General features: G+C 65.6%; 28 protein-coding genes. 19 read left to right on the top strand and 9 right to left on the bottom strand.

Annotated elements, in window-relative coordinates:
• Nucleotides 1-42: 42 nt before the first annotated feature.
• Nucleotides 43-1479 (bottom strand): cryptochrome/photolyase family protein, encoded by a 1437-nt coding sequence (locus A6A04_RS17710; RefSeq protein WP_082915032.1) that lies wholly within the window; start codon nucleotides 1477-1479, stop codon nucleotides 43-45.
• Between the two features lie 144 nt (nucleotides 1480-1623).
• Between A6A04_RS17710 and A6A04_RS17715 the strand changes: the two genes are divergently transcribed.
• Entirely contained in the window at nucleotides 1624-2010 is a 387-nt protein-coding gene (locus A6A04_RS17715; RefSeq protein ID WP_156612678.1) for a hemerythrin domain-containing protein, read from the top strand.
• Here A6A04_RS17715 and A6A04_RS17720 read toward each other — a convergent pair.
• Entirely contained in the window at nucleotides 2007-2420 is a 414-nt protein-coding gene (locus A6A04_RS17720; protein WP_068495308.1) for a response regulator, read from the bottom strand. The genes A6A04_RS17715 and A6A04_RS17720 overlap by 4 nt on opposite strands.
• 206 nt (nucleotides 2421-2626) lie before the next feature.
• On the opposite strand from A6A04_RS17720, the gene nadA reads away from it, so the two are divergent.
• The 5 genes from nadA to A6A04_RS17745 are packed head-to-tail and all read left to right on the top strand — an operon-like array spanning nucleotide 2627 to nucleotide 6941.
• A complete protein-coding gene (gene nadA, locus A6A04_RS17725) occupies nucleotides 2627-3649 on the top strand; it encodes a quinolinate synthase NadA (protein WP_216636130.1) in 1023 nt (340 codons plus the stop codon).
• Nucleotides 3639-4493, top strand: a complete 855-nt coding sequence (gene nadC / locus A6A04_RS17730) for a carboxylating nicotinate-nucleotide diphosphorylase (RefSeq protein WP_068495310.1) — start codon at nucleotides 3639-3641, stop codon at nucleotides 4491-4493. Before nadA ends, nadC begins: the two co-directional genes overlap by 11 nt.
• A gap of 1 nt (nucleotide 4494) precedes the next feature.
• Complete coding sequence (gene nadB, locus A6A04_RS17735; RefSeq protein ID WP_068495312.1) at nucleotides 4495-6114, top strand: L-aspartate oxidase; 1620 nt, start codon at nucleotides 4495-4497, stop codon at nucleotides 6112-6114.
• 9 nt (nucleotides 6115-6123) lie between these two features.
• The gene (locus tag A6A04_RS17740) at nucleotides 6124-6510 is read left to right on the top strand and encodes a cyclic nucleotide-binding domain-containing protein (protein ID WP_068495314.1); all 387 of its coding nucleotides are present in this window, start codon (nucleotides 6124-6126) and stop codon (nucleotides 6508-6510) included.
• A gap of 2 nt (nucleotides 6511-6512) precedes the next feature.
• The gene (locus A6A04_RS17745; protein ID WP_082915033.1) at nucleotides 6513-6941 is read left to right on the top strand and encodes a hypothetical protein; all 429 of its coding nucleotides are present in this window, start codon (nucleotides 6513-6515) and stop codon (nucleotides 6939-6941) included.
• 182 nt (nucleotides 6942-7123) lie between these two features.
• Here A6A04_RS17745 and A6A04_RS17750 read toward each other — a convergent pair whose 3' ends face one another.
• Together A6A04_RS17750 and A6A04_RS17755 are read right to left on the bottom strand one after the other, a co-directional pair.
• Nucleotides 7124-7570: a bacteriohemerythrin gene (locus tag A6A04_RS17750; RefSeq protein WP_068495317.1), complete on the bottom strand. Its 447-nt coding sequence runs from the start codon at nucleotides 7568-7570 to the stop codon at nucleotides 7124-7126.
• 4 nt (nucleotides 7571-7574) lie between these two features.
• The gene (locus A6A04_RS17755; protein WP_068495319.1) at nucleotides 7575-8513 is read right to left on the bottom strand and encodes a histone deacetylase family protein; all 939 of its coding nucleotides are present in this window, start codon (nucleotides 8511-8513) and stop codon (nucleotides 7575-7577) included.
• A gap of 280 nt (nucleotides 8514-8793) precedes the next feature.
• Here A6A04_RS17755 and glgC point away from each other — a divergent pair, with 280 nt between their 5' ends.
• On the top strand, nucleotides 8794-10080 hold the full coding sequence (glgC, locus tag A6A04_RS17760) for a glucose-1-phosphate adenylyltransferase (protein ID WP_068495321.1): 1287 nt from the start codon (nucleotides 8794-8796) through the stop codon (nucleotides 10078-10080).
• Nucleotides 10081-10091: 11 nt separating this feature from the next.
• On the opposite strand, the gene mltG is transcribed toward glgC, so the two are convergent.
• From mltG to fabD, 5 genes are all read right to left on the bottom strand, one after another.
• Nucleotides 10092-11075 carry an endolytic transglycosylase MltG gene (gene mltG / locus A6A04_RS17765; RefSeq protein ID WP_068495323.1) on the bottom strand — a complete coding sequence of 328 codons (984 nt, stop codon included), beginning with the start codon at nucleotides 11073-11075 and terminating at the stop codon, nucleotides 10092-10094.
• 195 nt (nucleotides 11076-11270) lie between these two features.
• Nucleotides 11271-12527 (bottom strand): beta-ketoacyl-ACP synthase II, encoded by a 1257-nt coding sequence (gene fabF, locus A6A04_RS17770; protein WP_068495325.1) that lies wholly within the window; start codon nucleotides 12525-12527, stop codon nucleotides 11271-11273.
• 78 nt (nucleotides 12528-12605) lie between these two features.
• Nucleotides 12606-12839 carry an acyl carrier protein gene (locus tag A6A04_RS17775; protein ID WP_068495327.1) on the bottom strand — a complete coding sequence of 78 codons (234 nt, stop codon included), beginning with the start codon at nucleotides 12837-12839 and terminating at the stop codon, nucleotides 12606-12608.
• Nucleotides 12840-13000: 161 nt separating this feature from the next.
• Nucleotides 13001-13738 carry a 3-oxoacyl-[acyl-carrier-protein] reductase gene (gene fabG, locus A6A04_RS17780; RefSeq protein WP_068495329.1) on the bottom strand — a complete coding sequence of 246 codons (738 nt, stop codon included), beginning with the start codon at nucleotides 13736-13738 and terminating at the stop codon, nucleotides 13001-13003.
• Nucleotides 13739-13845: 107 nt separating this feature from the next.
• Nucleotides 13846-14793, bottom strand: coding sequence for an ACP S-malonyltransferase (fabD, locus tag A6A04_RS17785; protein WP_068495331.1), 948 nt, complete (start codon nucleotides 14791-14793; stop codon nucleotides 13846-13848).
• A gap of 235 nt (nucleotides 14794-15028) precedes the next feature.
• On the opposite strand from fabD, the gene rpsF reads away from it, so the two are divergent.
• From rpsF to A6A04_RS17845, 12 genes are all read left to right on the top strand, one after another.
• Nucleotides 15029-15469, top strand: coding sequence for a 30S ribosomal protein S6 (gene rpsF, locus A6A04_RS17790; RefSeq protein ID WP_068495332.1), 441 nt, complete (start codon nucleotides 15029-15031; stop codon nucleotides 15467-15469).
• A complete protein-coding gene (gene rpsR / locus A6A04_RS17795) occupies nucleotides 15469-15741 on the top strand; it encodes a 30S ribosomal protein S18 (protein ID WP_068495334.1) in 273 nt (90 codons plus the stop codon). The genes rpsF and rpsR overlap by 1 nt, the downstream gene beginning before the upstream one ends.
• Nucleotides 15742-15763: 22 nt before the next feature.
• Entirely contained in the window at nucleotides 15764-16717 is a 954-nt protein-coding gene (locus A6A04_RS17800; RefSeq protein WP_245651277.1) for a DUF2232 domain-containing protein, read from the top strand.
• 1 nt (nucleotide 16718) lies between these two features.
• Complete coding sequence (gene rplI, locus A6A04_RS17805) at nucleotides 16719-17282, top strand: 50S ribosomal protein L9 (RefSeq protein WP_068495336.1); 564 nt, start codon at nucleotides 16719-16721, stop codon at nucleotides 17280-17282.
• Nucleotides 17283-17563: 281 nt separating this feature from the next.
• A complete protein-coding gene (locus A6A04_RS17810) occupies nucleotides 17564-19081 on the top strand; it encodes a replicative DNA helicase (protein WP_068495338.1) in 1518 nt (505 codons plus the stop codon).
• Nucleotides 19082-19214: 133 nt separating this feature from the next.
• Nucleotides 19215-19508 (top strand): GIY-YIG nuclease family protein, encoded by a 294-nt coding sequence (locus A6A04_RS17815; RefSeq protein ID WP_245651278.1) that lies wholly within the window; start codon nucleotides 19215-19217, stop codon nucleotides 19506-19508.
• 51 nt (nucleotides 19509-19559) lie between these two features.
• A complete protein-coding gene (gene alr / locus A6A04_RS17820; protein ID WP_068495342.1) occupies nucleotides 19560-20681 on the top strand; it encodes an alanine racemase in 1122 nt (373 codons plus the stop codon).
• A complete protein-coding gene (locus A6A04_RS17825; protein ID WP_068495344.1) occupies nucleotides 20678-21454 on the top strand; it encodes an MlaE family ABC transporter permease in 777 nt (258 codons plus the stop codon). Before alr ends, A6A04_RS17825 begins: the two co-directional genes overlap by 4 nt.
• Nucleotides 21455-21462: 8 nt before the next feature.
• Nucleotides 21463-22236 (top strand): ABC transporter ATP-binding protein, encoded by a 774-nt coding sequence (locus tag A6A04_RS17830; protein ID WP_068495345.1) that lies wholly within the window; start codon nucleotides 21463-21465, stop codon nucleotides 22234-22236.
• 62 nt (nucleotides 22237-22298) lie between these two features.
• Nucleotides 22299-22925 (top strand): hypothetical protein, encoded by a 627-nt coding sequence (locus tag A6A04_RS17835; protein WP_156612679.1) that lies wholly within the window; start codon nucleotides 22299-22301, stop codon nucleotides 22923-22925.
• 29 nt (nucleotides 22926-22954) lie between these two features.
• Nucleotides 22955-24334 (top strand): DNA repair protein RadA, encoded by a 1380-nt coding sequence (gene radA / locus A6A04_RS17840; protein WP_068495347.1) that lies wholly within the window; start codon nucleotides 22955-22957, stop codon nucleotides 24332-24334.
• A gap of 12 nt (nucleotides 24335-24346) precedes the next feature.
• Entirely contained in the window at nucleotides 24347-25051 is a 705-nt protein-coding gene (locus A6A04_RS17845; protein WP_068495352.1) for a CvpA family protein, read from the top strand.
• Nucleotides 25052-25054: the final 3 nt, after the last annotated feature.

Below are 25054 nucleotides of genomic sequence, written 5' to 3' on the forward strand. Positions count from 1 at the left end.
TGTTCCTCACTCCAGGGCTGGGCGGAGTTTGGCCCAGGCGGTTCATTGCCGCAACCGCGAAAAGGCGTCAAGCGCCCGCTTGCGCGCCAGATCATGATCCACCACCGGCCGGGGATAGTCGCGGCCCAGGGCAATTCCGGCCATGGCCAGTGCCTGGGAGGGTGCCCGCCACGGCTGGTGCAGCCAGCGGTCGGGCAAGCGGGCCAGTTCGGGGCACCAGCGGCGGACATAGCCGCCATCGGAATCGAACTTCTCGCCCTGAAGAGCGGGATTGAACACCCGGAAGAACGGCGCGGCGTCGGCGCCGCAGCCCGCCACCCATTGCCAGCTGGCCGAATTGCTGGCCAGATCGGCATCCACCAGGGTGTCCCAGAACCATGCCGCCCCGTCCGTCCAGGGCAGCAGCAGGTCCTTGACCAGGAACGACGCCACCACCATGCGCACCCGGTTATGCATCCAGCCGGTTTGCCAAAGCTGGCGCATGCCCGCATCCACCAGTGGATAACCGGTGCGGCCCCGCCGCCAGGCCTCCAGCCCCTCGGGATCGCTTCGCCAGTCCATGCGGGCGAAATCGGTATTGAGTGGCGCCCGGTCCATGTCGGGGGAACGCATCAGCAGATGGGCCGAGAACTCGCGCCAGCCCAGTTCGGCCAGGAAACGGTCGTGACCGGCCGAGGGCGGCGCGTCGAAGGCGGCATGGAACACCCGGCGCGGGCTGATCTCGCCGAAATGCAGATGCGGCGACAGACCCGAGGTTCCGTCCACCGCCGGGCGGTCGCGATCCCCGGCATAGGAGTCCAGACGCTCGGCCAGGAAGCGCGACAAGCGCCGGGCGGCATCGGCTTCGCCGGGGCGCCAGGTGTCGCGCAGCCCCCCGGCCCAGTCGGGAGTCTTGGGCAGCAGCCGCCAGTGTTCCAGCGCATCCCCCGCCGGAGCCGTGGCGCAAGGGATAAGACGTTCGGGCGCCGGGATGGGCCGCGTCGGCGGCGGCGCGGCCAGGCAGGCCCGCCAGAACGGAGTGAAGACCTTGAGCGGCGTCCCCAGCTTGCTGGTGACCCTGTCGGGCTCGAACAGCAGCGGGCTGCCCACCGCCCGCGCCACAAGCCCCGCCCCGGCGGCCCGGGCCGCCACCGCCGCCTCCTGCCGCGCCGCCCAGGGTTCGATCCGGCGGTTCCATACCACCGTGTCCGCCCCCACCATGCGGGCCGTCTCCGCAAGCATCTCGGCGGCCGGACCGCGCCGCAGCAGCAGCGGAACCCCCAACCGCTTCAGCCCCTCCCCCAGCCGGGCCAGGGAATGATGCAGCCACCAGCGCGATGCCCCGCCCTCGGCCCACGCTCCCGCAGAGTCCTCGTCATGGACATAGACCGGCAACACCGGCCGCCCGGTGGCGGCGGCCTCGGCCAGGGCGGGATTGTCGTCCAGGCGCAGGTCGCGACGGAACCAGACCAGGATCGGAGCGTCGGAAGGAGGCATCATGGATTCCGTCATAATTGGTCGTGGTTGGCGACAGTTCGAAGGTATATTTCACAACCAGCGCATACTACCATCCCTGGCAGTGGGATGGGCGACGATGGAGGGGGCTTCGGCCTGGTCGCCATGCGAATATTCTGGCAAGAGTCCATGGGATTCGGCCTTTCCGGCATGGATGCCGAACATCGCCGGTTGGTCACGGGCCTCGACAATGTATGTCTGGCCCTGCACGGGCGCAACCTTGGCGCCGCCGGTCATGCCCTGGCCGACTTCATCGACATCATGACCGGGCATTTCTCCACCGAGGAGGATTTGCTGCGCCGCATGGGCGGCGACGCAGCCGAGCATCACCTGGCCGTCCACCGCATGACCGCGGAATTGACGGAGAATCTGCGGATCGCCATCGAAGTCGACCGCAGCCTGGAACGGGCGGAATTTCTCGCCGCCGAACTGGTGACCCAGTGGATCAGACGCCTGTTCCACGAGGATGCCGCCCTGGCCGAGCGGATCAAGGCCCTGGGAGAGATTCCCGCCTAGGCCTTGCCTGCGCCGAGGGTCCGGTTCAGCAATTCGCGCAGTTGCGGTGCGTTGACGGGCTTGTGCAGCACCGGCATGCCGGCTTCCACCGCTTCGCGAAGCCCGACCACGGTGACCGTGGTATCACCGGTCACCAGCACGCCGGGAATGTCGCGGCCATAGGCTTTACGCAAGGCCTCGATGGCGTCCAGGCCGGTATGGCCGTTCCCCAGGCGAAAATCCGCCAGGATGAAGCCTGGAACCGAGGTTTCCTCTTCGAGGACCGCCATGGCCTCATCCACCGATTGAGCGGCGACTACGGGATAATCCCAGCTTTCGAACAGCATCTGATACCCGGCCAACACCACGGCTTCGTCCTCGATGACCACGATCACCGGGGAAGCACTGCCCGAGGGGGCACGCGATGACATGTCCTGACTCGCCAAAATAGCCATTCCATTTGTCCGGGAATTCCACCTACCGCAGATTATGCTCGAACTCCCTCAATGGTGAAACAGGTCCGTCGTCATACGATCTTATGCATTAGGCTGGTGGAGCCCGGGGTTGCGTTGCCGGGGGAATTTGTCCTTTACTCAGTTCCGCCAAGTTTCCTGGGGCGATAGAGAGCCAGACCTCCATGACCGAAACCATCATCATGCCATCCGCCAACGCCTTGACCGAGGCCGATATCGATCCGACTCTGGATCTTCACGCCGAGATCGACCGGCTGCGCAAGGAGCGCAACGCGGTGATCCTGGCCCATTACTACCAGGAAGGCGAAATCCAGGACCTTGCCGATTTCGTCGGCGATTCCCTGGATCTGTCCCGCAAGGCCGCCGCCACCGACGCCGATATGATCGTCTTTTGCGGTGTGCGCTTCATGGGGGAGGTCGCCAAGATCCTGTCGCCGACCAAGCTGGTGGTGATCCCCGACGCGGATGCCGGATGCTCGCTCGAGGAAGGCTGCCGCCCCGAGGCCTTCAAGGCCTTCCGCGAGAAGCACCCCGACCACATCGCCGTCACCTACATCAACTGCTCGGCCGAGGTCAAAGCCCTGTCGGATGTGATCGTGACCTCGTCCAACGCCGAGACCATCATCCGCCAGTTGCCCACCGACCGGCCGATCCTGTTCGCCCCCGACCGCCATCTGGGCGCCTATATGCAAAAGAAGACCGGCCGCCAGATGACCCTGTGGCCGGGTAGCTGCATCATCCACGAGCAGTTCTCCGAGAAGGAACTGGTCAAGCTGACGGTGCGCCATCCCCATGCCCTGGTCGCCGCCCATCCCGAATGCCCCGAGGGCATCCTGGCCCATGCCCATCATGTGGGCTCGACCCGCGCCATCCTGGACTTCGTCCTGGCCTCGGAGGCCAAGGAGTTCATCATCGCCACCGAGCAGCACATCATCCACCAGATGAGCAAGGCGGCACCGCACAAGACCTTCATCCCGGCCCCCGGCGCCGATGGCGGCTGTTCGTGTTCCAACTGCCCATTCATGGCGCTGAACACCCTTGAGAAGATCTATCTCTGCCTCAGGAACGACGCCCCCGCCATCACGGTGCCCGAGGAGTTGCGCTTGGCCGCCCTGAAGCCGCTGGAGCGCATGCTGGAGATGAGCAAGTCGGTGCCCATGTCGGGAGCGGGTTCCAATGCGGCCTGACCTGGATATGGACGACGCCCGCCGGGTGATCGCGGCGGCGCTGGCCGAGGATACCGGCGCCGACAAGGGCGGGCCGGGGGAAGACATCACCTCGGCCTCGGTCATCCCCGCCGATCTGCGCTTCACCGGTGTCATGGCGGCGCGCCATTCCATGGTTGTGGCGGGCATGCCGGTGGCGGCCGAGGTCTTCCGCATGGTGGTACCCGACGCCCGCTTCACCCCCAGGGTCGAAGACGGCCAGCGGGTCGAGACCGGATGCGTCCTGGCCGAGATGGAAGGCCCGGCGCGCGGCCTGCTGACCGCCGAGCGCACCGCGCTGAACCTGCTGCAACTGCTGTCCGGCATCGCCACCCTGACGCGGTCCTATGTGGAGCGGATCGAGGGCACCGGCTGCACCCTGCTCGATACCAGGAAGACCATTCCCGGCCTGCGGCGGCTGTCCAAATACGCCACCCGCTGCGGCGGCGCCAGCAATCACCGCATGGGGCTCTATGACGGCGTGCTGATCAAGGACAACCACATCGCCGTCTGCGGCGGCGTCGGCGCCGCCGTGCGCATGGCCAAGGCGGCCGGGCGCCCCAATATCGAGGCCGAGTGCGATACCCTGGATCAGGTGGCCGAGGCGGTGGCGGCCGGAGCCGACATCGTGCTGCTGGACAACATGCCCCCCGATACCCTGCGCCAGGCGGTGGCCATGGTGGCCGGGCGCTGCAAGACCGAGGCCTCGGGCGGCGTCACCCTGGACACCATCCGGGCCATCGCCGAAACCGGCGTCGACTTCGTTTCGGTGGGACGCATCACCCAATCGGCCCCGGCGGTCGATATCGGCCTGGATTGGAACTGACATGAGCAAGACGGCCAATCCCTATGACCTGCTGGTGATCGGTTCCGGCGCGGCCGGGCTTTCGGTGGCGCTGGGCGTGTTGGCCCAAAAACCCAAGGCCCGCGTCGCGGTTCTGTCCAAGAACGACCTGTCGGAAGGCAGCACCAAATATGCCCAGGGCGGCATCGCCGCCGTGCTGGATGCCGCCGATTCCACCGAATCCCACATCGCCGACACCTTGAACGCCGGGGCGGGCATCTGTGTCGAACCGGCGGTGCGCTCGGTGGTGGAAGGCGCGCGCGAGGCCATCGACTGGCTGATAGCCAATGGCGTCATTTTCGACCAGGAGGACGGCGGGCTGCACCTGACCCGCGAGGGCGGTCATTCCCACCGCCGCATCGTCCATTCCGCCGACGCCACCGGCCGCGCCGTCCAGACCACGCTGGAGGCCCGCATCCGCGAAAGCGGCGCCGAACTGTTTGAATTCCACAACGCCGTCGACCTGATCCGCGAGAAGTTGCCCCAGGGCCGCCGCGGCCGCTGCATCGGCGCCTATGCCCTGGACCGCCGCGACGGCCGCGTCCACCGCTTCGCCGCCAAGACGGTGGTGCTGGCCACCGGCGGCGCAAGCCGCGTCTATCTCTATTCCTCCAATCCCGATGGCTCCACCGGCGACGGCATCGCCATGGCCTGGCGGGCGGGCTGCCGCGTCGCCAACATGGAATTCAGCCAGTTCCACCCCACCTGCCTCTATCACCCCAAGGCCAAGTCCTTCCTGGTGACCGAGGCGGTGCGCGGCGAGGGCGGCCTGCTGCTGCGGCCCGACGGCACCCGCTTCATGGATGACTACGACCCCCGCGCCGAACTGGCGCCGCGCGACATCGTGGCGCGGGCCATCGACGACGTGATGAAGCGCATGGGCTGCGAATGCGTCTATCTCGACATCAGCCACAAGCCCGCCGAGTTCATCACCTCGCATTTCCCCACCGTCCATGCCGAGGCGCTGAAATTCGGCATCGACATGACCAGGGAGCCGCTGCCGGTGGTGCCCGCCGCCCATTACACCTGCGGCGGGGTGCTGACCGATCTGGCCGGGCGCACCGATGTGGATAATCTCTACGCGGTGGGTGAGGTTTCCTTCACCGGCCTGCACGGCGCCAACCGCATGGCCTCCAACTCGCTGCTGGAATGCCTGGTGCTGGGCGCGGCGGCCGCCCGCGACATCATCGCCAAGACCGGTGCCATCGCCGAGATTCCCGAACTGGCGCCGTGGGACGAGACCTGGGTCACCGATTCCGACGAGGAAGTGGTAGTGGCCCATAACTGGGACGAGTTGCGCCGCTTCATGTGGGACTTCGTCGGCATCGTGCGCTCCAACAAGCGCCTGGAGCGGGCCAAGCACCGGGTGCGGCTGCTGCTGGACGAAATCGCCGAATATTACGGCAGCTTCCGCGTCACCAACGACCTGCTGGAGTTGCGCAACCTGGCCATGGTGGCCGACCTGATCATCAAGTCGGCCCTGGCGCGACGCGAAAGCCGGGGATTGCACTACACCATCGACTTCCCCACCCCCGATACGGTGGCGCCACCCCAGAACACCATCCTGGTGCCCAAGACCTTCTCCAACCGCCGCGTCACCTGAGGCTCTCCCATGGACAACGTCGCCCGCAGAGTGGTCTTTCCCGCCGGTACCGTGATCTTCAGCGAAGGTGAACCCGGTACCACCGCCTATGTGGTGGAGTCCGGCAAGGTCGAGGTCTACAAGACCGTCGCCGACAAGACCATCCCCATCGGCCGGATTGACCAGGGCGGCATCTTCGGCGAGATGGCGCTGATCGACGACCATCCCCGCATGGCCTCGGCCAAGGCACTGGAAGAGACCGCCTGCGTCATCATCGGCAAGGAACGCCTGTTCCAGCAGATGGACAAGGCCCCCCGGGGGGTCCGGGTCATCGTCAACGCCCTGCTGGGCAATATCCGCGCCATGGGCACCGAACTGGCCGAGGCCTCCGTCATCCTCGCCCGAGACAAGGACTGATCATGCAGCGTCGAACCGTCGTTCTCGGCCTTTGCGGCCTCGCCTTCGCCCGTCCCGCCCTCGCCTCCGGCGGCGGAGACAAGAAGGACGAAAAGAAGAAGGACGACAAGAAGCCGGGGCAGCTTCCCATTCCCGGCAAGGGCCAGCGCTATGTCCGTCTGCCCACCATCGTGCTGGAACTGTGGGACAGGGACGGCAATTTCCGCATGTCGTCGGTGGACCTGCTGCTGCTGGTGCACGAAGACGCCAAGCTGGCGGAAAAGCAACTGTCGGAAAAAATGAAACGCCAGTTGAACGCCACCCCCTACGAGGAATACATGGCGTCCAACCCGGCCCCCATGATCAAGGCCACCATGCTGGACCTGGCGCGCAAGGAGCCCGGCGGCGACAAGATCATCGATCTGCTGATCAACAAGATGATCTTCCGCTGATCAGGGCTTGGCCTTCTCCGTCATGCGCGGGATTAACCCACGGCTGTCCGGTATAAATTTGAGATCGCCGCCTTATCCCCTCGCCCGCAGGCGGGCGAGGGATACTTAAGTCCGGACAGCCGCGGGACAAGGCCCGGCCATGACGAACGAGTGAAGAGGGGCTCAACCCGACTCGGCCCACCTCAGCAGTCGCGGCCGTTGGAGCGCTTCCACTGCCCCACCGGCTTCGCCGCCGGATCGGTCAGATAGGGGACGTATTTGCGGTCCTCGCCCAGGATATGGGTCACCAGCCAGTCCTGGATCAGCTCGAACAGCCGCCTGGCGTCCACCTTCTCGCCCTTCTCGATGTCGGATTTCAGCGAGAACACCACATCATACATGCGGTCGTGGAGTTCCTTGTGGGCGCGCCAGTCGGGATAGCCCGCCCGCTTCATTTCCTGCTCTTCCTCGCTGAAGTGAACCAGGACGAAGTCTTCCAGCTTGCTCATGACCGCCAGGACCTTGTCCTCCGGCGCGTCGGTCTCCAGCAGCGGATGCAGTCCGTTCAGGCAGTCGATGATCATCTGGTGATGGCCGTCGAGGACGCCCGAGCCCACCGACATCTCGGCGGTCCATTCGATGAAGTTCATGACATCAACCTTCCATCAGCACACGGACATGGGCGGCGACGCAGGCCGCCAGCGCGCGGGTCTCATACCCCCCTTCCAGCAGGGACACAACCCTCCGCCCGGCATGGGTGCGAGCAATCTTGAGCAATTCGCGGGTGAGCCAGTCGAAATCCCCAACCTGAAGGCGAAGATGGGCCATGGGATCGGCGGCATGGGCGTCGAACCCGGCGGAGATGATCAGGAAGTCAGGGGCAAAGGCATCCAGGCGGGGCAGGATGGTCTCGGTATAGGCGGCCCGGAACACATCGGAGGCGGTTCCGGCGGGCAAGGGCACGTTGACCACCACGCAGCCGCCCTCGGGGCCGGTTTCCTCGGCCTTGCCGGTATAGGGGAAGGCGTCCTCCTGATGGGAGGAGGCGTAGAAAGTCCCCGGCTGGGCCCACAGGCAATCCTGGGTGCCATTGCCGTGATGGACATCGAAATCCACCACCGCCACCCGCTTATAGCCGTGGGCGTCGCGGGCGTGCAGGGCGGCGATGGCGGCGTTGGAGAACAGGCAGAAGCCCATCACCGCTTCCCGCTCGGCATGGTGGCCCGGCGGCCTTGTGGCACAGAAGGCATTGCGCGAGCGCCCCGTCGCCACCTCGTCAACGGCGGCGCAAGCCGCACCGGCCGAGCGCAAGGCCGCCTCGCCGGACTTGGGGGAAACCATGGTATCGCCGTCCAGCTCGACGCTTCCCTCATCGGGAATGGCCGCCATCACCCGGTCGTAATGGGCCTGGGTATGGGCACGCAGGATCTGCTCGACACTGGCGGGAGGAGCCTCCTCGCGGGGCACGTACATGAACTCTTCGCGGTCGAAGATGTGAGCGATGGCCCGCAGCCGATCAGCGCATTCGGGGTGAAATTCCCCGGTGTCGTGTTCCAGGCAGACGGGATGACTATAGATCACCGTGGATGACAATGTCGGCTTCCCCCATGCTTGTCCGGCAGCTTGGCGCCGGACGGCAGACCGATTCCTGAGCGACGGGCCTTCACCCATCGTTTGGAATTCTTCAAGGAACAGGATGTCTGCCTTTTCGGCGAATCGCAAGGATTCAGGGCATGCGCGCCGGGGATGGCTCGGGCGCGGCGAAATCAGCCCAGCGCATGGGAAAACCACATGGCCGCCTCAACCCTGGCGCGGTTGTGCCGGGTCCAGGTTTGTGGCACCAATGATACCCCGACGTTTCATGAGGTGATTGATGTTTGATCCCACGGACAGGACCAACGGCATCGACCTTGAAGTTACGGAGCGGTTGCGTCGCACCCTTGCCCTGGTGCTGGCGGGCGGCCGTGGCTCGCGGCTGATGGACCTCACCGACTGGCACGCCAAGCCAGCCATTCCCTTCGCCGGCAAGTTCCGCATCATCGACTTCACCTTGTCCAACTGCATCAATTCCGGCATCCGCCGCATCGGGGTGCTGACCCAGTACAAGGCGCATTCCCTGCTGCAGCATATCCAGCGCGGCTGGGGCTTCCTGCGCGGCGAGTTCAACGAGTTCATCGAACTGCTGCCCGCCCAGCAGCGCACCGTGGGCGAGAACTGGTACAAGGGCACCGCCGACGCGGTGTTCCAGAACCTGGACATCTTCCGCGCCCACAAGCCCGAGCACGTCCTGGTGCTGGCGGGCGACCATGTCTACAAGATGAATTACGGCAAGATGCTGGCCCAGCACCTGGCCTCCCACGCCGATGTCTCGGTGGCCTGCATCGAGGTGCCGCTGGAGATGGCCAAGGGCTTCGGCGTCATGGCGGTGGACGACGACGACCGCATCATCCGCTTCAACGAGAAGCCCGCCAATCCGCAGCCCATGCCGGGCCGTCCCGATCTGGCCCTGGCCAGCATGGGCATCTATATCTTCAATGCCCAGCTGCTGTTCGACCAGTTGGTCAAAGATTCCACCACCGAGGGCACCAGCCACGATTTCGGCAAGGACCTGATTCCCGCCCTGGTGAAGAGCCACAAGGTGGTGGCGCACCACTTCCAGCATTCCTGCGTCATGCACGAGGGCGCCCGCGAGCATTACTGGCGCGATGTCGGCACCATCGATGCCTATTGGGAAGCCAATATCGACCTCACCACCGTGACGCCCTCTCTCAACGTCTATGACGAGAACTGGCCCATCTGGACCGACCAGGCCCAGTCACCCCCGGCCAAATTCGTGTTCGACTCCGACCATCGTCGCGGTATGGCGGTGGACTCCCTGGTGGCGGGCGGCTGCATCATCTCGGGCGCCACCGTGCGCCGGGCCATGCTGTTCTCCAATGTGCGGGTCAACAGCTATTGCGTGGTGGAGGATTCGGTCATCCTGCCCGGCGTCGATATCGGCCGCCATGCCCGCCTGCGCAAATGCATCGTCGACCAGGGCTGCGTGGTGCCGCCCGGCTTGGTGGTGGGCGAGGATGCCGCCCTGGACGCGGCCCGCTTCCACCGCACCGAGAAGGGCATCACCCTGGTCACCCAGGCCAAGCTGAACCAGCTTAAATAGAAAGGGGGGCCTCAGCCCCCCTTCCCCGCCTTCTCGATCTTGCGCCATTTGGCGACATTGGCGTTGTGCTCATCCAGCGTCCGGGCGAAGGCATGCCCCCCGGTGCCATCGGCGACGAAATACAGTTCCTCGCTTCGGGCGGGATGCAGCACCGCCTCGATGGAGGCCCGACCCGGATTGGCGATGGGAGTGGCAGGCAGCGCATCGATCACATAGGTGTTCCAGGGATGCCGGGTCATCAGGTCGTCGCGGGTGAGCGAGCGGTCAAGCTCGCCCAGCCCGTCCGACACGCCATAGATCACCGTGGGGTCCGATTGCAGCCGCATGCGCTTGGCCAGCCGGTTGTAGAACACGGCGGCCACCCGGGGACGCTCGACCTCCACCGCCGTCTCGCGCTCGACCATGGAGGCCAGGATAAGGGCCTCCTCGCGGGTCTTCAGCGGCAGGCCGGGAGCACGGGCCACCCACAGCACATCCACGGTCTGGCGCATGGCCTTTTCCATGCGGGCCAGCACCTCGTCGCGGGCCTCGTCGCGGGTCATGTGCCAGGTCTCGGGCAGCAGCCAGCCCTCGGCAACCTTGCGGGTGACGGGACCGGCCAGGAAGTCGGCCTCCTTCACCAGATCCACCACCTGGCGCACGGTCAGGCCCTCGGCCACCGTCAGCTTGTGGATGACCACCTTGCCCTCGGCGATGATGCGCATGGCCTCCTCGGCCGAGACCCCGGCGGGAAAAGCGTATTCCCCCGCCTTCAGGGTGGCGTGGCGCAGCTTGACCCCGATGGAGAAGATGAAGCCGCTGGAGACCACCCCCGCCGCTTCCAGCGACTGGCCGATCAGTTCGGTGCCCGATCCCTTGGGAATCACCACGGTGATGGGCTGGGTCGACGGCCCCGGCCGGGTGAAGCGGCGATGGCCCTCCCAGGCCAGCCCGCCACCCGCCAGGACGGCGAGGACCAGGATGGCCACCAAGGCAATGATGACGGTCCGCTTCATACCCGCACCCTTAAGTAAGCTGTCATCCCGAGCCCCTGCGAGGGATCCCGGTCTGGCATAGCGGTGCCAGTCCGGCCCCGCGCCGTCAAGCGGAGATCCCTCCGCCTCAGGGCGTCGGGATGACAGGTTGCAGACACGCGGAAGGCCCCCATGCAGGACATGGGAGCCTTCCTAGAAACATCAACGGCACGTCCGTTACGGACCGGCCTTGAAGATCAGCGAGGCATTGGTGCCGCCAAACCCGAACGAGTTGGACAGCGCCACCTTGATGGGGCGCTGCTTGGCCACCAGCGGCACCAGATCGATGTCGCAGCCCTCGTCCGGATTGTGCAGGTTCAGCGTCGGCGGCGCCACCTGGTCACGGATGGCCAGCAGCGAGTAGATGGCCTCGACCGCACCCGCCGCCCCCAGCAGATGGCCGACGGCCGACTTGGTGGACGACATGGACAGCTTGTAGGCGTGGTCGCCGAACACCTTCTTGACCGCGCCCAGTTCGATGGTATCGCCCATGGTGGCGGTGCCGTGGGCGTTGATGTAGTCGATTTGGTCGGGATTGAGGCCGGCCCGCTTCAGCGCCGCCCGCATGGCGCGCTGGGCGCCGTTGCCGTCCTCGGCCGGGGCGGTGATGTGATAGGCGTCACCCGACATGCCGTAGCCGATGACCTCGCCATAGATCTTGGCGCCGCGCTTCTTGGCGTGCTCCAGCTCTTCCAGGACGACGATACCGGCGCCCTCGCCCATGACGAAGCCGTCGCGGTCCTTGTCCCAGGGGCGCGAGGCCTCGGTCGGACGATCGTTATAGGAGGTGCACAGTGCCTTGGCGGCGGCAAAACCGGCCACGCCCAGGCGATGCACCGCCGCTTCGGCGCCACCGGCGACCATGACATCGGCGTCGTCGAACTGGATCAGGCGGGCGGCGTCGCCGATGGCGTGCGCGCCAGTGGCGCAGGCCGTCACCACCGCGTGGTTGGGTCCCTTGAACCCATAGCGGATGGAGACATGGCCCGAGACCAGATTGATCAGGGCGGCGGGAATGAAGAAGGGGCTGATGCGGCGCGGCCCGGACTTTTCCAGGGTCATGGCGCCGTCGGCGATATTGGGAAGCCCGCCGATGCCCGAGCCGATCATGACGCCGGTGCGCTCGCGGGATTCATCATCCTCGGGCAGCCAGCCGGAATCCTGCACCGCTTCCATGGCCGCGGCCAGACCATAGACGATGAAATCGTCCATGCGGCGGCGATCCTTGGCCGGGCAAACGGCGTCAAGGTCCAGTTCCCCCTCGCCGGTGCCGCGCGGAATGATACCGGCGATCTGGGCGGCAAGGTCGGAAACCTCGAAATGTTCGATGCGGCGAATGCCGGATTGGGAGGCGATCAGACGCTCCCAATTGATATTGACCCCGTTACCAAGCGGCGTGGTGAGGCCGAGGCCGGTGACGACGACACGTCTCATGAAACCCTGGCTTTCGGAAGTGTCTGGGAAATGAAGATCCGCCGGGCAGCCATAAGGCTACCCGGCGTCTCGATCTTATCAGGAATTCTTCGTGATGAAGTCGATGGCGTCCTTCACCGTCAGGATCTTTTCCGCCGCATCGTCGGGGATCTCGACAGAGAATTCTTCCTCGAAGGCCATCACCAGCTCGACGGTGTCGAGGCTGTCGGCGCCCAGGTCGTCGATGAAGCTGGCGTTCTCGGTCACCTTGGACTCTTCGACGCCCAGATGCTCGACGACGATCTTCTTAACCCGTTCAGCCACGTCACTCATTTGCGATTCCTCGGAAGTCTCGGCTATGGAATATGTGTCCCGCGCCCGAATGGCTTTGCCCAATGCTTCGGCATTGCCCCCTGACAGGCGGAAAGTGCCGTTACCTAGCATACTTTTTCAGCCTTGACCAGACTCGCTGCCGGTCCAGGTTCGGCACCCGCTCAGATCATGGCCATGCCGCCATTGACGTGCAGGGTCTGCCCCGTCACATAGGCGGCCTCGGCCGAGGCAAGATAAACCACGGCGGCCGCGATCTCCTCGACGGTGCCCATGCGGCCCGCCGGAATACCCGCGTTCAGCTTGGCCTTCTGGTCGTCGGACAGCACGTCGGTCATGGCCGAGGCAATGAAGCCCGGCGCCACGCAATTGACGGTGATGTTGCGGCTGGCCACTTCCTGGGCCAGGGCCTTGCTCATGCCGATCATGCCCGCCTTGGAGGCGGCGTAGTTGACCTGCCCCGGATTGCCGGTGACGCCGACGATGGAGGTGATGTTGACGATGCGGCCCCAGCGGCGCTTCATCTGGCCCTTCACCGCGGCGCGGCACAGCCGGAAGGCGGCGGTCAGGTTGACGTCGAGCACCGTGGCCCAGTCCTCGTCCTTCATGCGGAGCACCAGACCGTCCTTGGTCAGCCCGGCATTGTTGACCAGGATGTCGATGCTGCCCAGGGCCGCCTCGGCGTCCTTGGCCAGTTGCTCGACGGCGCTCGCGTCGGACAGATTGGCGGGCAGGACATGGACACGCCCACCCAACTCGGCGGCCAGGGCGTCCAGTGCCTCCTTGCGGGTGCCGTGCAGGCCGACGGTGGCGCCCTGGGCGTGCAGGGCCTTGGCGATGGCGCCGCCGATGCCGCCCGAGGCACCGGTCACCAGCGCGGTCTTGCCGGTCAGATCGAACATGAAAACGCTCTCCCTCGAAATGTCATTCTCTTCATTTCGTCATGCCCGGACGTGATCCGGGCATCCATGGATCGCCGGGTCAAGCCCGGCGATGACGACAAGACGGTCTACAGACTCTTCAGGAACGCCTCGATATCGGCGGGGGCGCCGATGGACGAGCCGGTCAGCTCCTTGTCGATGCGCTTGGCCAGACCGCCCAGCACCTTGCCCGCGCCCAGCTCCACCAAGGTGGTGACGCCCTGCTCCTTCATATAGAGCACGCTTTCGCGCCAGCGCACGGTGCCGGTGACCTGACGCACCAGCAGATCGCGGATCTCGGCCGGATCGGTGACCTTGGACGCGATGACATTGGCCACCAGCGGCAAAGCGGGCGCCTTCATCTCGACCTTGGCCAGGGCCTCGGCCATGGCGTCGGCGGCGGGCTGCATCAGGGCGCAATGGAAGGGGGCGGACACCGGCAGCAGGATGGCGCGCTTGATGCCGCGCTCGGCGGCGATCTTGATGGCGCGGTCGACGGCGCTCTTGTGGCCCGACAGCACCACCTGGGAGCCGCCATTGTCATTGGCCGCCTCGCAGACATCACCGGGGCCATTGATGGCGGCGGCGGCGATCTCCTTGGCCTGCTCCAGCTCGGCGCCCAGCAGGGCCGCCATGGCGCCGACGCCAACGGGAACGGCCTTCTGCATGGCCTGGCCGCGAATCTTCAGCAACCGGGCGGTATCGGCCACCGAAAAGGTTCCGGCGGCGGCCAGGGCGGAATATTCGCCCAGGGAGTGACCGGCGACGAAGGCGGCGGAGGTGGCCAGGTTCAGCTTGCCCTCGGTCTCCAACACGCGGACGACCGCCAGCGACATGGCCATCAGGGCGGGCTGGGCGTTCTCGGTCAGGGTCAGCTGGTCCTCGGGCCCCTCGAACATCAGGGCGGACAGCTTCTGCGACAGGGCGTCGTCCACTTCCTGGAACAACTGGCGGGCCACCGGAAAGGCCGCGGCCAGATCCTTGCCCATGCCGACGGCCTGGGACCCCTGGCCGGGAAAGACGAAAGCGCGGGTCATGGGTGAAGCTCCGTTCTGATCATTGGCTGGGCGAGAGGAAAGGCAAACCTCGGGGCGGAGTCAAGCCAGGAGTGATGCCTCCGCGGCAACAGGCGGCGTGTTCCGCTTGAATCGACGGGCGACTTGTGTATAGTGCGCCGCTTCCAACCCTTGCCGCTCCTCCATGAGGTGTCGGCTATGCCCGTTCGTCCATAGGGGATGAAGGGGAAGAGAAAAGCCAAAAGGGGTTTTTCATATGTCGTTGTACGAATGCGTGTTCATCGCGCGCCAGGATATTTCCACCCCGCAGGTGGAAGCCCTGACCGCCGAAATGACCAATATCATCACCCAGGGTGGCGGCACCGTCTCCAAGACCGAGTATTGGGGCCTGCGCAACATCGCCTATCGGGTGAAGAAGAATCGCAAGGGCCACTACGTCCTGCTGAACATCGATGCGCCGTCCTCCGCCGTCAAGGAGATGGAACGCCAGATGTCCATCAATGAAGACGTGCTCCGCACCCTGACGCTGCGCGTCGAGGAGCTGGAGGAAGGCCCCTCCGCCATGATGCAGTCCAAGAACAGCCGTGACGAGCGTCCGCGCCGTGGCGATGGCGACGACCGTCCCCGCCGCGAGGACCGTGGCGACCGTCCGCGTCGCGACGACCGGGAACCCCGTCGCATGGAAGGAGGCGAATAATGTCCGACGACAAGACCAACGAGCGTCCGCGTCCCGCCGCTGGCGGCCAGCGCCGCCCCTTCTTCCGCCGCCGCAAGACTTGCCCGTTCACGGGCGAGGGCGCGCCGAAGATCGACTACAAGGACACCAAGCTGCTGAGCCGGTTCATTTCCGAGCGCGGCAAGATCGTGCCGTCGCGCATCACCGCGGTGTCGGCCAAGAAGCAGCGCGAACTGGCCCAGGCCATCAAGCGCGCCCGCTTCCTGGGCCTGCTGCCCTACGTGGTGAAGTGATTCGGAAGACGGCCCAGTCACCATGACCGGGTCGATCGGTATCGCGCTGGCGGCGGGACTGCTTTCTTCGGTTCTGTTCCTGTCGTTGGCGAAAGGCTTTGCCGCCGGAGTGCTGCTGTCCTACCTCGCTCCCCTGCCATTGATGATGGTGGGACTGAGCCGGGGAACGGGAGCGGCGCTGGTGGCGGGTCTGGCCGCAACGGCCGCGGTGGCCCTGGCGGCGGGGGGGATATCCCCCCTGCCCTATGTGGTGACGGCGGTGTTGCCCAGTCTGGTGGTGGTCCGCCAGGCGCTCTTGTGGCGTTCCAACGCCGATGGAAGCGTCGAATGGTATCCACCGGGGCTGGTGCTGGGCTGGCTGACGGGCTTGAGCGTGCTGCTGATCATGGTCGGCGCGCTGCTGGTTCCCGATCGGTCGGACAGCGGGGAGGCGATGGGGCTGGAAGCCTGGGTCGGCGACGTGATCGCCCGCACCCTGGGTGTCCTGGCCCCGAACCTGAAGGGGGAGGAACGCCAGACGTTCCTCGGCTGGTGGGTTCCGCTGTTCCCGGCAATGGTGGCCGGATCGTGGCTGATGATGACGGTGATCAACGCCGTGGTCGCCCAGGGGCTCCTGACGCGGCTGGGGCACAACCGTCGGCCAAGGCCGACCTATCGGGAGCTGGAGCTTCCGACGGTTCTGGCCCTGATGCTGGCGGCGTCGCTGGGGGTGGGTTTCGTGGCGGAGGGAGACCTTCGCTATCTCGCCCGCAACGTGGCGGTGGTCACCCTGATACCGTTCGTCCTGCTGGGACTGGCGGGGATGCATGGATGGGTCGCCCGGCGGCCCAACGCGAGGATGCTCCTCGTCGTGACGTATGGAGTTCTGTTCCTGGCCTCGGCATGGGCGATCATCCCCATGGCGGGCCTGGGAGTGGCAAGGTTCTTGACGCGATTCCGCCGACCCACGGACAGTGGCGGCGGAAAGGAGGAATAAGATGGAAGTCATCCTGCTCGAGAGGATCGAGAATCTGGGCCAGATGGGCGACACGGTCACCGTGAAGCCCGGTTTCGCCCGTAATTTCCTGCTGCCGCAGAAGAAGGCCCTGCGCGCCTCCAAGGCGAACATGGCGTTCTTCGAGAAGCAGCGGGCCCAGCTGGAAGCCGCCAACCTGAAGCGCCGCGACGAGGCCCAGGCCGTCGCCGCCAAGATGGACGGCCTGTCCGTCCTGATGGTGCGTCAGGCGGGTGAGAGCGGCCAGCTCTACGGCTCGGTGTCCGGCAAGGACGTCGCCGACGCCATCAAGGCGTCCGGCTACACCGTCGAGCGCCGCCAGGTCTACCTGGACAGCCCGATCAAGACCCTGGGCACCTACGCCGTGCGCGTCGGCCTGCACCCCGAGGTGAGCGTGACCGTCGCGGTCAACGTCGCCCGGTCGCAGGAAGAAGCCGAGCGCGCCGCCGCTGCCGCTGCCGCCGCCAACGCCGCTCCGGCCGAGGAAGAGGTGGTCGAGGACGCGGTCGACGAGGCCGAAGAGGCTCCGGAAGCCACCGAGGAATAGACGTCTCTAAGGTTTAGGCAGAATTCACCGTCACCCCCGGCCCCCGGATCAAGTCCGGGGGTCCATGGATGGCCGGATCAAGTCCGGCCATGACGATGAATGGAAATGGTTCCGCCTAGCTTGAACGGACTCCAATCCCCGGCATCCATCGACAAGCGGCGGTCGGCCCCCAGGGTCCGGCCGCCGTTTTCGCTGTCCGGACTCCATCCCCGCGTTCCACAGGCTGTGGATAAGATTGGCGCTGCCGCCGCGACGCGGCCTCTGCTAGTCTCCCAGCCGCCATGACCTCCCAGTTCCCCACCGTCCCCGCCGCGCCCCCCGAGGGCCTCGGCTTTCGCGTGCCGCCCCACAATTTCGAGGCGGAACAGGCGCTGCTGGGCGCCGTCCTGCTGTCCAACCGCGCCTTCGAGAAGGTCTCGGAATTCCTGCGGCCCGAGCATTTCGCCGATCCGGTGCACGGCCGCATCTTCGCCGCCTGCGGCAAGCTGATCGAGCGCGGCCAGATGGCCAATCCGGTGACGCTGAAGACCTATTTCGAGGCCGATGGCGGCCTGACCGAAATCGGCGGCACCAGCTATCTGGCGCAACTGGCCAATTCCGTGGTCTCGGTGATCAATGCCGAGGACTATGGCAAGCTGATCTTCGACCTGCATCTGCGCCGTGAGTTGATCGGGCTGGGCGAAGATCTGGTCAACACCGCCTTCGCCCCCGATCTCGACTCCACCGCCATGGACCAGATCGGCACCGCCGAGGCCCGGCTTTACGATCTGGCCACCACCGGCCAGACCGAGGGCGGCTTCGAGGACTTCAAGTCGGTGCTGATCGGCGCCATCGGCGCCGCCGAGGCCGCCCATAAGCGGGAAGGCAAGCTGTCGGGCGTGCCCACCGGCCTGATCGACATGGATGCCAAGCTGGGCGGCCTGCACGAATCAGACCTGCTGATCCTGGCGGGCCGCCCGTCCATGGGCAAGACCTCGCTGGCCACCAACATCGCCTTCAACGCCGCCTATGCCTATAAGGAGGAGGTGGACGCCCTGGGCCGCAAGAAATGCGTGGACGGCGCCATCACCGCCTTCTTCTCCCTGGAAATGAGTTCGGAACAGCTGGCCACCCGTATCCTGGCCGAGCAGGCGGAAATCGCCAGCCACAAGATCCGCCAGGGCGAATTGTCCAACGAGGAGTTCGAGCGCCTGGTGGTGGCGGCCCAGAACCTGCACCGGCTGCCGCTGTTCATTGACGACACCCCGGCGCTGTCCATCTCGGCGGTACGCACCCGCTCGCGCCGCCTGCAACGCCAGCACGGCCTGAACCTGATCGTCATCGATTACCTGCAATTGCTGCGGGGCTCGTCGGCCAACTCGGAAAACCGGGTGCAGGAGGTCTCGGAGATCACCCGCGGCCTCAAGGCCCTGGCCAAGGAATTGTCGGTGCCAGTGATCGCCTTGTCGCAGTTGTCGCGCGCGGTGGAACAGCGCGAGGACAAGCGGCCGCAATTGTCCGACCTGCGCGAATCCGGTTCCATCGAGCAGGACGCCGACGTGGTGATGTTCGTGTTCCGCGAACAGTACTACCTGGAGCGCGCCGAGCCCGGCCGCCGCCCCGAGGAATCCGAGGAAAAATTCAACGAGCGCCATTCCAAATGGCAGGAACGCTGCGAGGAGGTGTGGAACACCGCCGAAGTGATCATCGCCAAGCAGCGCCATGGCCCGGTCGGCACCGTCCGCCTCGCCTTCCAGGGCGAATACACCAAATTCGGCAATCTGGCCCAATCCGGCCACTACGAGGAGCCGGGGTTCTAAACAGGGCTCGCAACATCGCGTCACCCCGGACGAGCGGAGCGATGATCCGGGGTCCATCTACGGTGCACGGCCATGGATTCCGGGTTCTCGCGATACTCGCCCCGGAATGACGAGAAAATGGGGGAAGAGGCCCGTGACCAAACACCCCGCCGTCACCATCCTTGCCAGCCAACCGAATGGCATCCTTTACATCGGGGTTGCCAGCGACTTGGCCAAACGCAGCGGGGATCACAAGACTGGTGCCATTGACGGCTTCACCAAGCGCTACGGCATTCACACACTGGTCTGGTTTGAAATCGACGAAACCATGCCGCTGACCATCGAGCGGGAAAAGCAGATGAAGAAGTGGCGCCGAGCCTGGAAAATCTCTCTCATCGAGCAAACGAACCCCTGTTGGGATGATCTGTATGCGGCTATCTTGCGGTAACCATGGATTCCCGCTTGCGCGGGAATAACGATGATTACCCCAGGACCCGCCATGACCGACACCGCCCGCGCCTTGTCCTTCCTCACCATCGACGTGGATGCCGTGGTCGCCAACTGGCGCAGGCTGGCGGCGCTGATCGCCCCCGCCGAGGCCGCCGCCGTGGTCAAGGCCGACTGTTACGGCCTGGGGGTGGAACACATCGCCCCCGCCCTGGCCGCCGCCGGGTGCAACAGCTTCTTCGTCGCCACGGTGGACGAGGGCATTCAACTCCGCCATCTGGTGCCTGGCGCCGTGATCTACGTGTTGGGCGGCCCCTTGCCGGGCTCTGAGCCTGATTTCGCCGCCCATCGCCTGGTCCCGGTGCTCAACAGCCTGGCCCAGATCACCGGCTGGTCCTCCTTCGCCAAGGTCGGCAGCGCCGCGCCCGCCGCCGCGCTGCACCTGGATACAGGGATGAACCGGCTGGGACTGGAGGAAAAGGAGTTGGAGCGGCTGGTGGCCAAGCCCGATGTGCTGACCTCCATCCGTCCCATCCTCGCCATGTCGCATCTGGCCTGTGCCGACGATGCCGAATCACCCAAGAATGCCGAGCAGTTGGCACTGTTCCGACGTCTTTCCGCCATGCTGCCCGCCATGCCGCTCAGCCTGTCGGCCTCGGGCGGCATGTTCCTGGGTCGCTCCTATCGCTTCGACATGGCCCGGCCGGGAGCCGCGCTCTATGGCCTCAATCCCATTCCAGACCAGCCCAACCCCATGAGCCAAGTGGTTCGTCTGCAAGGAAAAATCCTGCAGGTCCGCGACGTTGACAGCCCTATGACCGTTGGCTATGGTGCGTCGCATCGCATCGCCCGGCGGGGAAGGATCGCCACCGTCGCCACCGGCTACGCCGATGGTTGGTTTCGGTCCCTGGGCAAACGAGGCTTTGGCTTCATCGAGGGGATCAAGGTGCCGGTCGTCGGGCGGATTTCCATGGACTTGACCACCTTCGACGTCTCCGAAATCCCGGAGACGCTGGCTCGTCCCGGCGCCCTGGTGGAACTGATCGGCCCCCATCAATCCGCCGACGACGTCGCGCTCGCCGCCGGAACCATCGGCTACGAGGTGCTGACCGCGCTGGGCCGCCGCCATCATCGGCGCTGGCTGCTCGGCGCGCGGGGAGGGGTGGCGGAGTGAGTGATTTCCTAGCCACCATCGGCCGCGTCTTCCTGAATTTCCTGGCTCGCACCGGCCGCCTGTCGGCCTTCACCGGCATGGCGGTGTCCCATGTGGTGCGGCCGCCCTTCTATCCCCGCCTGATCATGCGCGCCATGATCGAGATCGGCTATTACTCGCTGCCGGTGGTGGGGCTGACCGCCGTATTCACCGGCATGGTGCTGGCGCTGCAATCCTATTCCGGCTTCTCGCGCTTCGCCGCCGAGGGCGCGGTGGCCACCGTGGTGGTCCTCTCGGTCACCCGCGAACTGGCGCCGGTACTGGCGGGCCTGATGGTGGCGGGCCGCATCGGCGCCTCCATGGCCGCCGAGATCGGCACAATGCGGGTCACCGAGCAGATCGACGCCCTGACCACCCTGTCGACCAATCCGTTCAAGTATCTCGTGGCGCCACGCATCCTGGCCGGAACCGTGATGCTGCCCTTCCTGGTGCTGATCGCCGACATCATCGGTGTGTTCGGCGGTTATATCGTCGGCGTCTACAAGCTGGGCTTCAACTCATCGACCTATATCTCGCGCACCTGGGAGTTCCTGGAACCGCTGGACGTCATCTCGGGTCTGGTCAAGGCCGCCGTGTTCGGCTTCCTGATCACCCTGATGGGCTGCTACAACGGCTATTATTCCAAGGGCGGCGCCCAGGGCGTCGGCGCGGCCACCACCAATGCGGTGGTGTCGGCCGCCATCCTGATCCTGGTGTTCAACTACATCATCACCGCCATGTTCTTCGGGAAATGAGGGAGACCATGGCCGATACGCCGAAGATTCAACTGAGCAATGTCCACAAGGGTTTCGGCCGCAAGGTGGTGCTGGACGGCATCGACCTGTCGGTGGCCCGGGGCGAATCGGTGGTGGTCATTGGCGGCTCGGGCACCGGCAAGTCGGTGATGCTGAAATGCATCCTGGGCCTGCTGCGGCCCGAGTCCGGCTCCATCAAGGTGGACGGCGAGGAAGTGGTGGGCATGAAGGCCCGTGACCGTGAACGCGTCATGCGCAAGTTCGGCATGCTGTTCCAGGGCGGCGCCCTGTTCGACTCGCTGAAGGTGTGGGAGAACGTCGCCTTCGGGCTGATCCAGGGCCACAAGATGGCGCGCGGCCCCGCCCGCGACATCGCCATCGAGAAGCTGGCCCAGGTGGGTCTGGCGGCCTCGGCGGGCGATCTGTTTCCCTCGGAACTGTCCGGCGGCATGCAAAAGCGCGTCTCCCTGGCCCGCGCCATCGCCACCAGCCCGGAAATCATCTTCTTCGACGAGCCCACTACCGGCCTCGACCCCATCATGGCCGACGTGATCAACGACCTAATCGTCAAGTGCTGCAAGGAAGTGGGCGCCACCGCGCTCTCCATCACCCACGACATGGCCAGCGCCCGCAAGATCGCCGACCGTATCGCCATGCTCTACAAGGGCCGCCTGATCTGGGTCGGCCCGGCCAAGGATGTCGACCATTCCGGCAACGAATACGTGGACCAGTTCATCCATGGCCGCGCCCAGGGGCCGATCACCATGGAGTTGAGGGCATGAGACGATTTTTTCTTTTTCCCGCGATTGCGATCGTCACATTGGTCGGCGGCATGCATGCTGCCATGGCCCAGACCAACTTCAAGAAAGCCGACAACGTGGAGGCCTTGCGCGACAAGGGTGTGGCGGTTCAGGCCGTCACTCCGGTCTACGGCCAGTTGATCATGTACACCATTCCCAAGGGCTTTTCCCCTGCCCGCCAGAATGTGATCGGTCCAAGCTATATTCAGGAACTTCTGCCCAAGGGCCAGAAACTCACGGCGTGGACCGAGATGATCACCCTGAGCGGCGCGGCCGGAGCCGCCCAGCGCCCCAACGCCTCGGCCGAGGGCCTGGTGACGCTTCTCGCTGGTGGCTTCCAGGGTGCTTGCCCCGACAGCTTTGCGGGTGAGGGGCTGACTGAATTTAAGATCAACGGCCACGATGTTTACGTCGCCGTTACCGGTTGCGGCACCCTCGGCACCGCCCCGAATGCCTTCAGCGAGATGGCCCTGATCGTCGCCATCAAGGGCAAGACCGATATGTACACCCTTCAGTGGGCGGAACGGGGCAAGCCCTCGGCCAAACCCATCGCCATCCAGAAGGACAAATGGGCCGAGCGCTTCAAGAAGCTGATGCCTGTCAAGCTCTGCCCCATCGTGCCCAACGAAAAAGCCCCCTATCCCAGCTGCATCGCGCAGAAGGTCGAATAGTCGGCATCTTCCTTCCCGGAGGCTCTCCCTTGGCCAAGCCTTCCTCCGTCTTCGTCTGCCAGGACTGCGGCGCCATCACCCATAAATGGGCGGGCAAGTGCGAAGCCTGCGGCGCCTGGAACTCCATCACCGAGGAGGCCGCGCGCGACGAAGTGCCCAAGGGCCTGTCGGGGGGCAAGGGCAAGAAGATCGAATTCGTCAGCCTGGAGGGCAGTTCGGCTCCCCTGCCCCGCCTCGCCACCGGCATCGCGGAACTGGACCGGGTGGCGGGCGGCGGGCTGGTGCCCGGGTCCTGCCTGCTGGTGGGCGGCGATCCCGGCATCGGCAAGTCCACCTTGTTGTTGCAGGCTACCGCCGGGCTATCGCGCCAAGTTCCGGTCGCCTATATCTCGGGCGAGGAGGCGGTGGATCAGGTGCGCATGCGCGCCGTCCGCCTGGGCCACGCCAAGGCCAAGGTGGCGCTGGCCTCGGCCACCAGCTTGCGCGATATCATGGCCTCGCTGGACGGCCCCGATACACCGCAGGTGGTGGTGATCGATTCCATCCAGACCGTCTATGCCGACAACATCGAATCCGCCCCCGGTACGGTCAGCCAGGTGCGCGCCTGCGCCGCCGAACTGATCCGGCTGGCCAAGCGCCGGGGCTTCGTCCTGTTCCTGGTGGGCCACGTCACCAAGGAAGGCACCATCGCCGGTCCCCGGGTGCTGGAGCACATGGTGGACACGGTGCTGTATTTCGAGGGCGATCGCGGCCACCAGTTCCGCATCCTGCGCGCCACCAAGAACCGCTTCGGCGCCACCGACGAGATCGGGGTGTTCGAGATGACCGAGACCGGCCTGTCCGAGGTCGCCAATCCGTCGGCGCTGTTCCTGGCCGAGCGCCGGGGCAATGTCTCGGGCAGTTGCGTCTTCGCCGGCATGGAGGGCACAAGGCCCATGCTGGTGGAAATCCAGGCCCTGGTGGCGCCCAGTACCCTGTCGTCGCCGCGCCGCGCCGTGGTGGGATGGGACACCAACCGCCTGTCCATGGTGATGGCGGTGCTCGATGCCCGCTGTGGACTTGCTTTGTCGGGCAATGACGTTTATTTGAACGTCGCTGGTGGTTTGCGGATCAATGAGCCTGCCGCCGACCTCGCGGTCGCGGCGGCGCTGGTGTCGTCCGCCTCCGACGTGCCCGTTCCCGCCGACATGGTCGTGTTCGGCGAGATCGGGCTTTCCGGCGAGGTCCGGGCGGTGGCCCAGGCCGACACCCGCCTGAAGGAAGCCGCCAAGCTGGGCTTCGCTCAGGCCCTGGTGCCGGCCCGGCCGCGCAAGGACAAGGGCAACGCCGGAGGAGGCGTCGGGTCTGCACTGTCGATCCGCTCCATCGGTCATTTGCAGGACGTGCTGGGACTGTTCCGGTCGGAGTGAGAAGTCGAACCCATGGGAAACCTCAACATCACCGCCGTTGACGTCGTCGTGGCCGTGGTGCTGCTCGGCTCGGCGGGCTTCGCCTTCCTGCGCGGCTTCGTGCACGAGGTGCTGTCCATCACCTCGTGGGTCGGGGCCGTCTTCGTCACCTTGTACGGTTTCTCCTATGCCCAGCCTTTCTTCCGCAGCCATATCGGCGCCGCCTGGGCCGCCGACGCCGCCGCGGGCGCCACTCTGTTCCTGGTCACGCTGCTGGTGCTGTCCATCGTCACCAAGCGGGTGGCCGACAGTGTGCGGAAAAGCGCGCTGAACAGCGTCGATTCCTCGTTGGGCTTCGTTTTCGGTCTGGCGCGGGGTGCAATCCTGATGTCGCTGGCCTATATGTCGGTGGCTTTCCTGTTCGATACTCCCGAGCAGCAACCCGACTGGCTGGCGCAGTCACGAACGCGCCCCTGGCTGGAGCGTGGCGCCGCCTTGTTACAGGGATTGGCGCCCAGCAGCTTCGGCAAGGCCGAGGCCAGGGCACGCGAGGCGTCGGGCGAGGCCCGCCAGTTGATGGAAGCGGAGAAAACCTTCCAGAAGTTCATTTCGCCGCAACCGGCCCAGCCGCAAGCCCAGGCCCAGCCCGGCGGCAAGACTGACAAGCCCCCGGCCCAGGGCGGCTATGACGGCGAAAGCCGAACCCAGATGGAGCGGTTGATCCGCAGCAACCAATAGGAC

Source organism: Paramagnetospirillum marisnigri (assembly GCF_001650715.1).
GTDB lineage: Bacteria > Pseudomonadota > Alphaproteobacteria > Rhodospirillales > Magnetospirillaceae > Phaeospirillum > Phaeospirillum marisnigri.

Coding starts and splice junctions, on each gene's coding strand:
- nadB (WP_068495312.1), top strand. CDS start 4,495: ATGAGCAAGACGGCCAATCCCTATGACCTGCTGGTGATCGGTTCCGGC.
- A6A04_RS17800 (WP_245651277.1), top strand. CDS start 15,764: ATGACCGGGTCGATCGGTATCGCGCTGGCGGCGGGACTGCTTTCTTCG.
- fabF (WP_068495325.1), bottom strand. CDS start 12,527: ATGAGACGTGTCGTCGTCACCGGCCTCGGCCTCACCACGCCGCTTGGT.
- A6A04_RS17775 (WP_068495327.1), bottom strand. CDS start 12,839: ATGAGTGACGTGGCTGAACGGGTTAAGAAGATCGTCGTCGAGCATCTG.
- rpsR (WP_068495334.1), top strand. CDS start 15,469: ATGTCCGACGACAAGACCAACGAGCGTCCGCGTCCCGCCGCTGGCGGC.
- fabG (WP_068495329.1), bottom strand. CDS start 13,738: ATGTTCGATCTGACCGGCAAGACCGCGCTGGTGACCGGTGCCTCGGGC.
- A6A04_RS17715 (WP_156612678.1), top strand. CDS start 1,624: ATGGGATTCGGCCTTTCCGGCATGGATGCCGAACATCGCCGGTTGGTC.
- mltG (WP_068495323.1), bottom strand. CDS start 11,075: ATGAAGCGGACCGTCATCATTGCCTTGGTGGCCATCCTGGTCCTCGCC.
- nadA (WP_216636130.1), top strand. CDS start 2,627: ATGACCGAAACCATCATCATGCCATCCGCCAACGCCTTGACCGAGGCC.
- alr (WP_068495342.1), top strand. CDS start 19,560: ATGACCGACACCGCCCGCGCCTTGTCCTTCCTCACCATCGACGTGGAT.
- A6A04_RS17750 (WP_068495317.1), bottom strand. CDS start 7,570: ATGAACTTCATCGAATGGACCGCCGAGATGTCGGTGGGCTCGGGCGTC.
- glgC (WP_068495321.1), top strand. CDS start 8,794: ATGTTTGATCCCACGGACAGGACCAACGGCATCGACCTTGAAGTTACG.
- rplI (WP_068495336.1), top strand. CDS start 16,719: ATGGAAGTCATCCTGCTCGAGAGGATCGAGAATCTGGGCCAGATGGGC.
- rpsF (WP_068495332.1), top strand. CDS start 15,029: ATGTCGTTGTACGAATGCGTGTTCATCGCGCGCCAGGATATTTCCACC.
- A6A04_RS17810 (WP_068495338.1), top strand. CDS start 17,564: ATGACCTCCCAGTTCCCCACCGTCCCCGCCGCGCCCCCCGAGGGCCTC.
- A6A04_RS17830 (WP_068495345.1), top strand. CDS start 21,463: ATGGCCGATACGCCGAAGATTCAACTGAGCAATGTCCACAAGGGTTTC.
- fabD (WP_068495331.1), bottom strand. CDS start 14,793: ATGACCCGCGCTTTCGTCTTTCCCGGCCAGGGGTCCCAGGCCGTCGGC.
- A6A04_RS17720 (WP_068495308.1), bottom strand. CDS start 2,420: ATGTCATCGCGTGCCCCCTCGGGCAGTGCTTCCCCGGTGATCGTGGTC.
- A6A04_RS17845 (WP_068495352.1), top strand. CDS start 24,347: ATGGGAAACCTCAACATCACCGCCGTTGACGTCGTCGTGGCCGTGGTG.
- A6A04_RS17745 (WP_082915033.1), top strand. CDS start 6,513: ATGCAGCGTCGAACCGTCGTTCTCGGCCTTTGCGGCCTCGCCTTCGCC.
- nadC (WP_068495310.1), top strand. CDS start 3,639: ATGCGGCCTGACCTGGATATGGACGACGCCCGCCGGGTGATCGCGGCG.
- A6A04_RS17740 (WP_068495314.1), top strand. CDS start 6,124: ATGGACAACGTCGCCCGCAGAGTGGTCTTTCCCGCCGGTACCGTGATC.
- A6A04_RS17835 (WP_156612679.1), top strand. CDS start 22,299: ATGGCCCAGACCAACTTCAAGAAAGCCGACAACGTGGAGGCCTTGCGC.
- A6A04_RS17710 (WP_082915032.1), bottom strand. CDS start 1,479: ATGATGCCTCCTTCCGACGCTCCGATCCTGGTCTGGTTCCGTCGCGAC.